Origin of the sequence: Streptomyces sp. NPDC006265, from assembly GCF_040613555.1 — a bacterium.
Classification (GTDB): Bacteria; Actinomycetota; Actinomycetes; order Streptomycetales; family Streptomycetaceae; genus Streptomyces.
The window spans coordinates 1,196-9,843 of record NZ_JBEXSH010000281.1 but is presented as its reverse complement, the minus strand read 5'-3'; the positions used below and the strand labels follow the sequence as shown (position 1 = coordinate 9,843).

At 73.6% G+C, this 8,648-nt stretch carries 13 protein-coding genes and 1 pseudogene; 5 read left to right on the top strand and 9 right to left on the bottom strand.

All coding sequences use genetic code 11. The annotated features are described in order from the left end of the window. Window positions 1–137 precede the first annotated feature (137 nt). On the top strand, window positions 138–1,007 hold the full coding sequence (locus ABZ281_RS22595) for a putative RNA methyltransferase (protein ID WP_356658060.1): 870 nt from the start codon (window positions 138–140) through the stop codon (window positions 1,005–1,007). Here ABZ281_RS22595 and ABZ281_RS22590 read toward each other — a convergent pair. The 4 genes from ABZ281_RS22590 to ABZ281_RS22575 all read right to left on the bottom strand — a co-directional run bounded on the left by ABZ281_RS22590 (window position 991) and on the right by ABZ281_RS22575 (window position 3,036). Continuing rightward, window positions 991–1,671 (bottom strand): DUF4328 domain-containing protein, encoded by a 681-nt coding sequence (locus tag ABZ281_RS22590; RefSeq protein ID WP_356658058.1) that lies wholly within the window; start codon window positions 1,669–1,671, stop codon window positions 991–993. The two genes, ABZ281_RS22595 and ABZ281_RS22590, sit on opposite strands and share 17 nt — an antisense overlap. A 4-nt stretch (window positions 1,672–1,675) precedes the next feature. Continuing rightward, the gene (locus ABZ281_RS22585) at window positions 1,676–2,038 is read right to left on the bottom strand and encodes a DUF952 domain-containing protein (RefSeq protein WP_356658056.1); all 363 of its coding nucleotides are present in this window, start codon (window positions 2,036–2,038) and stop codon (window positions 1,676–1,678) included. Next, on the bottom strand, window positions 2,035–2,841 hold the full coding sequence (gene bla / locus ABZ281_RS22580; RefSeq protein ID WP_356658062.1) for a class A beta-lactamase: 807 nt from the start codon (window positions 2,839–2,841) through the stop codon (window positions 2,035–2,037). The genes ABZ281_RS22585 and bla overlap by 4 nt, the downstream gene beginning before the upstream one ends. Window positions 2,842–2,910: 69 nt before the next feature. Then, a complete protein-coding gene (locus ABZ281_RS22575) occupies window positions 2,911–3,036 on the bottom strand; it encodes a hypothetical protein (protein ID WP_356658054.1) in 126 nt (41 codons plus the stop codon). 198 nt (window positions 3,037–3,234) lie between these two features. Between ABZ281_RS22575 and ABZ281_RS22570 the strand changes: the two are divergent. Then, window positions 3,235–3,380 (top strand): annotated as a pseudogene (locus ABZ281_RS22570) (serine hydrolase); the annotation flags it as partial. A 19-nt stretch (window positions 3,381–3,399) separates the two neighbouring features. Here ABZ281_RS22570 and ABZ281_RS22565 read toward each other — a convergent pair. Further along, complete coding sequence (locus ABZ281_RS22565; protein ID WP_356658052.1) at window positions 3,400–3,954, bottom strand: TerB family tellurite resistance protein; 555 nt, start codon at window positions 3,952–3,954, stop codon at window positions 3,400–3,402. Window positions 3,955–3,997: 43 nt separating this feature from the next. Beyond that, window positions 3,998–4,303, bottom strand: coding sequence for a hypothetical protein (locus ABZ281_RS22560; RefSeq protein ID WP_356658050.1), 306 nt, complete (start codon window positions 4,301–4,303; stop codon window positions 3,998–4,000). Window positions 4,304–4,597: 294 nt separating this feature from the next. Between ABZ281_RS22560 and ABZ281_RS22555 the strand changes: the two genes are divergently transcribed. Then, window positions 4,598–4,960 carry a DUF1304 domain-containing protein gene (locus ABZ281_RS22555; RefSeq protein ID WP_356658048.1) on the top strand — a complete coding sequence of 121 codons (363 nt, stop codon included), beginning with the start codon at window positions 4,598–4,600 and terminating at the stop codon, window positions 4,958–4,960. A gap of 1 nt (window position 4,961) precedes the next feature. On the opposite strand, the gene ABZ281_RS22550 is transcribed toward ABZ281_RS22555, so the two are convergent. Beyond that, window positions 4,962–5,375, bottom strand: coding sequence for a DUF5994 family protein (locus ABZ281_RS22550; protein ID WP_356658046.1), 414 nt, complete (start codon window positions 5,373–5,375; stop codon window positions 4,962–4,964). A gap of 198 nt (window positions 5,376–5,573) precedes the next feature. Beyond that, the gene (locus tag ABZ281_RS22545) at window positions 5,574–6,449 is read right to left on the bottom strand and encodes a hypothetical protein (protein WP_356658044.1); all 876 of its coding nucleotides are present in this window, start codon (window positions 6,447–6,449) and stop codon (window positions 5,574–5,576) included. A gap of 125 nt (window positions 6,450–6,574) precedes the next feature. On the opposite strand from ABZ281_RS22545, the gene ABZ281_RS22540 reads away from it, so the two are divergent. After that, window positions 6,575–6,949, top strand: coding sequence for a DUF6479 family protein (locus ABZ281_RS22540; protein ID WP_356658042.1), 375 nt, complete (start codon window positions 6,575–6,577; stop codon window positions 6,947–6,949). A 57-nt stretch (window positions 6,950–7,006) separates the two neighbouring features. Then, window positions 7,007–7,495 (top strand): hypothetical protein, encoded by a 489-nt coding sequence (locus ABZ281_RS22535; RefSeq protein ID WP_356658040.1) that lies wholly within the window; start codon window positions 7,007–7,009, stop codon window positions 7,493–7,495. On the opposite strand, the gene ABZ281_RS22530 is transcribed toward ABZ281_RS22535, so the two are convergent. Beyond that, window positions 7,489–8,223: a carboxypeptidase regulatory-like domain-containing protein gene (locus ABZ281_RS22530; protein WP_356658038.1), complete on the bottom strand. Its 735-nt coding sequence runs from the start codon at window positions 8,221–8,223 to the stop codon at window positions 7,489–7,491. The genes ABZ281_RS22535 and ABZ281_RS22530 overlap by 7 nt on opposite strands. Window positions 8,224–8,648 lie beyond the last annotated feature (425 nt).

Sequence of the window (8,648 nt, the reverse complement as noted above, 5' to 3'; positions counted from 1 at the left end):
GCGCCCGTCATCGAGTTACCCCCCCCCCGCACGCCGTTACACGGGTCCGCGCCCGGCGGGCGCCGACGCCTCACCGTCCGCCGCCCGCACGCGATGCCCCGCCTCGCCGCGGCGCGCCGCGTTTCCGAGGAGCACCCATGCCTTCCGACCGACTCCTGTCCGTCCTGACCTGCCCCCTGTGCCCGGCCTCCCTGCGGCGCACCGACGGCGCCCTGCGGTGCGCCGGCCGGCACACCTTCGACATCGCCCGCCACGGCTACGTCAGCCTGCTGACCGGCCACCGGCGGGCACCGAGCGCCGACTCCCCCGACATGGTCCGCAGCCGCGCCTCCTTCCTCGGCGCCGGGCACTACGACCCGCTCGCCCGCACCCTCGCGGAACTCGCCGCGGAACTGGCCCCGCCCGACGCCACCGTCCTGGACGCCGGGGCGGGCACCGGCCACTACCTCGGGGCCGTCCTGGACGCCCTCCCCGACGCCCTGGGGCTGGGACTGGACAGCTCCGTGCCCGCTCTGCGCGCGGCGGCCCGCGCGCATGCCCGGGCGGAGGCCGCCGGCTGGGACGTGTGGCGGCCCTGGCCCGTGCGCACCGGCTGCGCCGACCTCGTCCTCAACGTCTTCGCGCCCCGCAACGGTCCCGAGTTCCACCGCGTCCTCGGCCCGGACGGCGCGCTGCTCGTCGTCACCCCCACCGCCCGGCATCTGCGCGAACTGCGCTCCTGCACGGGGCTGCTGGCCGTCGACCCCGGAAAGGAGGACCGCCTGCGCCGGACCCTGGCGGCGCACTTCCGGCACGAGCGCACCGAACCGCTGGAGTACGCCATGAGTCTCACGGCCGGGGAGGTCGCCGCTCTGGTGGCCATGAGTCCGGCCGCGCATCACGTCGACGCCGCGCAACTGCGCGGCAGGGTCGAGCGGATGGCGGCGCCGGTGCGGGTGACCGCCTCGTTCGTCGTGTCGGTGCACGGGCCGCGCCGGCCGGTGCCACCTCCTAAGCGTCCTGTGTGAGTTCGTCCATGCGCCGCTGCTGGGCCGTGGTGAGCGTGTGCACCATGAGGGCGGCGGCCCCGGCCGCGGCCACGATCACCAGGTCGGCGGCGGCCAGGGGCAGGACGCCGCTGTAGGCACGGGCGATGACGTCGTCCGTGTCGTCGGCGTAGATGATCCCCACGCCGCCGGCCAGACCGGCCAGCCACAGGCCCCACCACCAGTTCACGACGGCGGGCAGCGGCCGCTCGGGGAAGACCGAGCGGTGGACGTCCGCGACGACGCCCCGGGGTATCCACAGGTTCACGACGGGCACGATCCAGCCCAGCCAGAGCCAGGGGTAGCCGTAGCGCGGGGCCGTGCCCGAGAGTGCCTTGGCGTTGTCCCGCACCTGATCCAGCCAGAACAGGAACGCGAGCACGCAGACGGCCGTGACGGCGCCGCCCACGGAGGCGACCAGGTGGTAGGAGTCCTCCAGCGCGTTCAGCGGACGGTGCACGCCACCGCCCTGGTCGGGCGGGCCGGAGGCCGGTTCCCCCGCGGCGGAGAGCCGGAGGTGCCAGACCGCACGGGCCGCCCAGGCGACTGCGGCCAGGGCGAGGGCCGCGATGGCGCAACGGGCCGCTCCCCGGGCGGGGCGCAGGACGGGCCCGGGGGCGGCCGGTGTGGAATTCTGTTCGATCACCCGGTCATCCTGCCGTACGCAGCTCCGCGGCCCGGCCCTCCTCGTCGAACCGCACCTCGAGGACGTCGTCGACGGCGTCCCGGTCGAGGGGGCCGAACACGTGCGGGAAGAGGGTGTCCCCGCGGACCCCGGGTGGCGGTGTGGGAGCCGCCGCCTCCCACTCCACCCTGGCGGTGAGCCGCGCCTCGTCCAGGGCGAGCACCAGCAGGGGCCCGGGCACGTCCCGGTAGAAGGCGTCGACGACGGCCAGCGTGGTCGCCTCGTCCGGGGAGCAGTGCACGAAGCCCTCCTCGGCGAGGGAGTCGGGCGCGTAGGCAGGGCCGGTGACGGTGGTCCAGACGGTGCGCGGTACGACGTGATAGATCATGGCCCCGTTATAGACGCCGACGGGCGCCCGTTGAGCCCCGGGAGCTCCAGGGCGGCGACGGTCCGCCGGGTCGCCTCGGCGATCAGGGTGTCGGAGGGCTCGGCGCCGTGGCCCGGCCGGTCGGTCATGACGGCCAGGACGAGCGGTGAACTGCGGGGCGGGTGGACGACCGCGATGTCGTTGGCCCGGCCGTAGTCGCCGGTGCCGGTCTTGTCGGCCACCTTCCAGGCCCCGGGGAGCCCGGCCCGGATGCGGCGGGCGCCGACGGCGGTGGCGTTGCGCGAGAGCCAGCCCATGAGGAGCCGGCGTTCGCGGACGGGCAGGGCACTGCCCAGGAGCAGCGTGCGGAAGTCGGTGGCGATCGCCTGCGGGGTGGTGGTGTCGGCGGGGTCGTCCGGCGGCACGTCGTGCAGTTCGGGCTCGTAGTGGTCCATCCGGCTCGTGGTGTCGCCGAGCCCGCGCAGGTAGGCGGTGAGCGCGGCGGGGCCGCCGATGTCGCGCATCAGGAGGTTGCCCGCCGTGCCGTCGCTGAAGCGGACGGCGGCGTCGCACAGTTCACGGAGGGTCATCCCGGTCGCGACGTGCTTGCCGGTGACGGGCGCGGTGGAGCGCAGGTCGGCCTCGGTGTACGTGACCCGACGGTTCAGGCCGCTCGCGGAGCGGCGATCCAGGACCGCCGCCGCGGCCAGCGCCTTGAACGTCGAGCAGAACGCGAAGCGTTCACCGGCCCGGTGCACGACCGTGGCCCCGGTACCGGTCGCGAGGGCGTAAACCCCGACGCGTGCGCCGTACTCGCGCTCCAGGTCCGCCAGCCGGGGGCGGCGGACGCCGGCCCTGCCGGACGGCGAACCGGTGGGCGTGGCGCTTCGCCGTCACGCGTCGTCGGCGGGGCGATCGTCCGTGCCGCAGGCGGAGAGCGGGGGCAGGGCAGCAGCGGCCAGAAGGGCACGGCGCGAGGGGGCGGTCCGGCCGGGGGTCGTGCTCCGGTCAGGGGTCATACGGCGGGCTCCTTCACGGCGGGCATGCAGGGGGCACGGGGGCCCAACTCGGCGGGCGCGCACGGGTCACGGGGGAGCACGCCGGGAGGGGGCGGTCCGGCCGGGAGTCATGCTCCGGTCAGGGCTCATGCCGCCCGTCGCCGAGCCGGTCGCCCAGGCTGATGAACGCCGTGTTGCAGGACTGGGTGAAGTCCCGCGGTCGGCGTCGTCGAGTACCCCTCGGGGGCCGCTACGCCGGCGCCGTCTTCACCCGCACGGCCCGCACCTCCGCGCTCCTGCCCGCCGCCGAGGCCGTCATCGGCACGGCGGCCCGGCTGGCCGTGGACGCCCTGCGCGCTCCCTGAGCGGCCGGCTCTCGCCCGGTCAGAGCTGGAACTCGGCGGGATTCACGCCCAACGCCGCACAGGCCTCGCGCAGGACCGTCGCCTCGGCCTGGGAGAAGTGGCCGTCCGCACCGGCGATGACCATGCCGGTCTGGATCACCGCCTTGGCCTCGGTGGGCTTCTTGGCGGTCTTGGCGATCTCCTGCATGGCCTCCGACTTGCCGTGCTGGAAGTTGGCGGTCAGCTGGTCCACATGCTTGTTGAAACGCGTGCGCAACTGCTCCGGCGGGAAGTTCTGCAGGACGTCGTTGCTGAGGATCATCGACTCGACCTGCTGGCGCTCGGCCGGATCCACATTCCCGTCGGCCGCCGCGACCAGGGCGCACATCGCCATGCTCGCGTCCCGGTACGCACCGCTCTTCAACTCGTTCTTCAACGACCCGAGCTGCGTCTTCAGCAGTCCGACCAGCTGGGCCTTGCCGCCCCCACCGGACCTCGTCCCACCGCTGCCGTGCCCACCGGTCGCCGTGCCCCGCCCGCCCTGCCCCTGCTGGAGAGCCTTGGCCTGGTCCTTGAGCCGGTCCCACACTGCCATTGACGTCACCTCGGTACTAGTAGGCCTCACCTGGCGCATCCGCTCACGCGCGCACACCCACCCAACGCACGACCCTCAGGCAAAGGTTCCGCAAAACGGCCCGTACGTCCAGGCTCGTCACTCCGGACGGCACCGTGAACTCCTGCTTCGCCGTCGTCGGGTTGAACAGCCGGCAGCCGGGGAAGCCCTGCGTCGGCGTGCAGGCCCGCCCGGCGAGCGCCGCGCTGCCGGCGGACGTCGCGGCCGACGCACCCGTCAGGGCGGTGCCGGCGGCCAGCGCCACGAAGGTCAGGGCCGCGGCGCCGCACCGGAATCCGGCGCGGCGCGACACGGCGGAACCGTGATGCATCAAGGAGACTCCCCAGCTCGTCACAAGCTCCCCCCAGGGAGCCATGAAGTGCTCGATCAGAATCGAACAGGAGCGGGCAGAGCTCCTGGCCCCTCGCCCCCGCCCCGTCACCGCGCACCGCGCCGCGCCGCTCCGCAAGCGGGAAGGCCGGTCCCGGCTCCCGAGCGGCACACGCGGGGACGCGACGGCCGGGGCCGGCCTTCCTCTGGGCGCAATCTGCCAGTCCCAGACCCACGGCGCCTCCCGGGAGGGCCCGAACGAGGACGGGCCGGGCGGGCCTGTGATGATGAGCGCATGTCGACCCTCGCCACGCTCGCGGTACTGGCCCTCGCCGCCATCCACTCCTACATCCTGGTGCTGGAGATGTTCCTGTGGACCACGCCGCGGGCCACGGCCGCCTTCGGCACCAGTGCCGAGTTCGCCGCCGGGACGAAGGCCCTGGCGGCCAACCAGGGCCTTTACAACGGCTTCCTCGCGGCCGGTCTGGTGTGGGGCGCGGTCGCCTCCGACCCGGTGGGCTCCCAGGTCTCGGTGTTCTTCCTGGTGTGCGTCGCGATCGCGGGGATCTACGGCGCCGCGACCGCCAGCCGGAAGATCATCTTCGTCCAGACCGTCCCGGCGCTGGCCGCTCTGGCCCTGGTACTGCTCGCGCGCTGAGTCAGACGCCCTGCGTGACGGCCCGGTCCATGAGCCGGCTCGCCTCCGCCTCCTCGGTGGCGGGCGGCACCACCAGCAGGTCCCAGCGGCCGCGGCCCGGGGCGAGCAGGCAGACGGTGTGCGGGGCGGTCGGCGAGTCCGTGCGCCCCACGTGCACCTCCTGGCCCGCGACGACCATCCGATCCGGGCAGGCCGGCCAGGTGTCCCCGTTGACGAGGACGCTGCCGATCCGGCCCCAGGCATCCGGCAGTCCGCCGAGCAGCCCGGGCAGTTCGGCGGCCAGGTCGTACGAGCGGGGCCACCACGCCCCGTCGATCCGGCGGGCCGTGCTGCCCCGCCGGGGCTGGTCCGCGATCCGTAGCCGGACTTCGGACGGCGCGGGGGCGGACGGCGGGTGTGAAGAGGCGGACGTCATCGAGGGGCTCCTGCTGCGGTGGGGGTGCGTGGCCACGAGGTGGCGAAGCCGCGAGCCCGGTGGGGAGAGGTACTGGGAGTGCGTGGAGCGCCGGGGCGAGACCGGTTCGGCCACCGGTTTGCGACATACCCTCGGTTCCTCCACGGTACCCCGCAGGGCGGTAGGAGGGCCCGGGCCACCCGCACCGCCCGCAGCCCGTCACAGGCCGTAGCGGCTCTTCAGATGGCGCCAGAAGTCACGCAGCATCCACGTGTCGAACTCGGTGATCTGCGTGGCGCTGCCCGCCTTCATCAGAAAGCAGCACTGGCCGGTCGGCGACCAGTCGTAGAAGTCGTCGAGGCCGAAGGTGTGGCCGACCTCGTGCAGGTAGATGTGGATGTTCTCCTGGTCCAGGGCGCCGGTGAAGTACTCCTGGCCCATGCGCTGGCCCCAGTCGCCGCCCGCGCCGCCCTGGAAGCCCTTGGTCAGCCACAGTGACTCGTCGTAGTGGCGGGCGGCGCCGCCCGGGCACTTGGAGTAGTTGCCGTCCTGGTGGAAGAAGCGCCCGCAGTCCGGGGCGCACTGCGGGGCGCCGCCGCCGTCCAGGATGCCGCTGTAGACGTCGACGGAGTTGTCGGTCCACTGGAGGGTGGAGCGGTTCTTCACGGCCCAGCCGACGATGTTGACCGGGACCGTGGTGTACGGCCAGGCGTTGTGGCCCTTGCCGTTCACCACCATCGCGGACATCCACGTGCCGAACTGCTTCTTCAGTGCCGCGTGGATCCGGTCGCGCAGGGCGGCGCTGACTGGGGCGTCGGACTCCCAGCGCACGCAGTAGTTGACGCTGCCCCGGTTGGCCATGACCTGGTCCCAGCCGTAGTTCCGGAAGCCGTACAGGTCCGGGTAGGTCGACGAGACGTGGTTCCACACCTCGTTCAGAGGCTGGGCGAGGTGCGCGGGCGGGTTCCACTCGTCGGCGGCCCGTGCCGTGCCGGACGCCGTACCGGACGTCATGCCGGACGCCATGCCGGGCGTGGCGAACGCGGCCGCCAGGACGGCGAGCACGGTGAGCAGCCGCGCGAGGTGTCTGCGCATGGTGATCTCCACGTGTGGGGGACGGGGTGTCACCGTGAGGTCGTCACCGGCGCGGCCCGGGTTGCCGCACATACCGAAGGGGCATTCCGGACGCTTTGTCGCATTTCGTCGGTGATACTTGGAGCATGAATACGGCAACGTATGCAGAACTGGCGGCGTCGTCAGATCACGTGGTCGCCGTGACCATCGCCTTCGTCGGCGGGCTCATCGTGGCCTGCGCGCTGATCTGGGCCGTGCGGGTCGGGATGCGGGTCATGGACACGGACACCCACCACCCCTCCCCGGAGGAGCAGCCGCACGTCCCGGACGGCGGGCCGGTCCGCGAGACGCGGGAGATGCGGGAGCCCGACGATATGCCGGTCGTGACGCGCGACGGGCAGCGGCTCATGCCCCATGAGCTCCACCATGCGAGCACCAGGACCGGAAAGGACCAGAAACCGCGCCGTTGGTCGCCCGGATCCAGTGGCTCCTTCGGCGGCGGCGGACTGGGCCGCACATGAGGCAATGAGGCCGTGAAGTTGTGAGGCCGTAGGGCCGTGGAGGACCAGGGAGGCGACATGGCTGCCCGCCACCGGACCCGCTGGGCCACGGGAGGGGCGGTGCTGGCACTCGCCCTGTCCGCCGTGCTCACCGGCTGCAGCGGTGACTACAGTCCCTCGGACGCCGCGAGCAAGGCGGAGTCCGCCGTGGGGTCGATCGCCTCGGGGGCCTCCGAGGCGGTCGAATCCGCCACGGCGGAGGCCGGGCGCCGCCTCGACGACATCCAGGGCGGCATCGACGTCAAGGGCGACGTCCGGATCGGCACGCCCGTCGCCGGCTCCGACGGCCGGGTCCGGGCCGAGGTCACCGTCCGCAACACCGACGACTCGACGCGCTCCTTCGCCGTCCAGGTCGACTTCAAGGACTCCGGGGGCGGCCTGGTCGACACCGCCATCGTCACGGTCGACCACGTACAGGCCGGCGAGTCCGCCACGGCCACGGTCCGCAGCACCCACGATCTCTCCGGCGACGTCCGCGCGGACGTCGCCCGCGCCGTGCGCTACTGACGTCCCGCGCCGGCCTCCGCCGCCACCACGATGTCGATCTGCTCGCTCATCGCGCTCACCCCGTTCAGGGCGGCGACCGCTGAAGCCGGTCGGCGCCCGCCGGGAGGCCGGTGCCGGTGGTGCAGCTCCAGGTGCTGTCGGGGGCGGCGGTGGTCGCGCGGGCCTCCTGGCCGTCCTTGTCGCGGACGGTGACCTGGGCTCCCGGATGGGCAGTGCCGGAGATCTCCGCCACCGCGGCCAGCGGCACACCGGACAGCGGGCGGGCCAGGGCCGGCGAGGCCAGGCCCCACGGTGACCGAACACCGGCCGACCGCCCGCGGCACGCCCTGGGCGTCGGTGAGGCGCAGTGAGCAGTCCCGCAGCCGGGTGCCCGGCACGGCGTGCGCGGGGACGGCCAGCACGAAGGGGAGCACGCTGTCCTGCACGGACTCCCCGCCGGTGACGGTGTACGTCGCGCTGCGTCCGTCGGCGGCGACCGAGCCGCGGTAGCCGGACGCGTCGAGCGGCGTGCCGGTCACCCGCGTGCCCCGGGGCGCGGTCAGCGTCAGCCTCACGCCCTCGGCGGCCTCCGGGACACCCGCGACCTCGACGATGCCCTCCCGGCCGGGTGCGATGGTCGCCGCTCCCCACGGCCCACCGTCCCGAGCCGCTGCGGGCACCCCCGGGAACGCCGGCACTCCCACCACGACGGCCCCCGCCACGGCTGCTGTCCTGCTGTACCTGTTCATCGCGGGCGGGGCTCCTTGTCCGTGTCCGGCCGTCGAAGACACTCCGCCGACGATTCTCACGACCGCCCCCACGGACGGTACGCCCTGCTGACCCACGCGAGTACTCCCACGCCCAGAAGGGGCTCGGGGCTATGTTCGATCTGCGGCTCCGCCGCGGGGCACGACCGGCCACCATGACGCCGCAGCCAAGACGACCCACGACAGCACCACACGACGCGAGCACCCACGCCCAGAAGGGGCTCGGGGCTGTGTTCGATCTGCGGCTCCGCCGCGGGGCACGACCGGCCACCATGACGCCGCAGCCAAGACGACCCACGACAGCACCACACGACGCGAGTACTCCCACGCCCAGAAGGGGCTCGGGGCTATGTTCGATCTGCGGCTCCGCCGCGGGGCACGACCGGCCACCATGACGCCGCAGCCAA

Bases quoted from the DNA above. Each gene is read 5' to 3' on its own strand.
- ABZ281_RS22595 (WP_356658060.1), top strand. From the start codon at position 138: ATGCCTTCCGACCGACTCCTGTCCGTCCTGACCTGCCCCCTGTGCCCG.
- ABZ281_RS22565 (WP_356658052.1), bottom strand. From the start codon at position 3,954: ATGGCAGTGTGGGACCGGCTCAAGGACCAGGCCAAGGCTCTCCAGCAG.
- ABZ281_RS22560 (WP_356658050.1), bottom strand. From the start codon at position 4,303: ATGCATCACGGTTCCGCCGTGTCGCGCCGCGCCGGATTCCGGTGCGGC.
- ABZ281_RS22585 (WP_356658056.1), bottom strand. From the start codon at position 2,038: ATGATCTATCACGTCGTACCGCGCACCGTCTGGACCACCGTCACCGGC.
- ABZ281_RS22575 (WP_356658054.1), bottom strand. From the start codon at position 3,036: ATGACCCCTGACCGGAGCACGACCCCCGGCCGGACCGCCCCCTCGCGC.
- ABZ281_RS22535 (WP_356658040.1), top strand. From the start codon at position 7,007: ATGGCTGCCCGCCACCGGACCCGCTGGGCCACGGGAGGGGCGGTGCTG.
- ABZ281_RS22540 (WP_356658042.1), top strand. From the start codon at position 6,575: ATGAATACGGCAACGTATGCAGAACTGGCGGCGTCGTCAGATCACGTG.
- ABZ281_RS22550 (WP_356658046.1), bottom strand. From the start codon at position 5,375: ATGACGTCCGCCTCTTCACACCCGCCGTCCGCCCCCGCGCCGTCCGAA.
- ABZ281_RS22545 (WP_356658044.1), bottom strand. From the start codon at position 6,449: ATGCGCAGACACCTCGCGCGGCTGCTCACCGTGCTCGCCGTCCTGGCG.
- ABZ281_RS22555 (WP_356658048.1), top strand. From the start codon at position 4,598: ATGTCGACCCTCGCCACGCTCGCGGTACTGGCCCTCGCCGCCATCCAC.
- ABZ281_RS22530 (WP_356658038.1), bottom strand. From the start codon at position 8,223: ATGAACAGGTACAGCAGGACAGCAGCCGTGGCGGGGGCCGTCGTGGTG.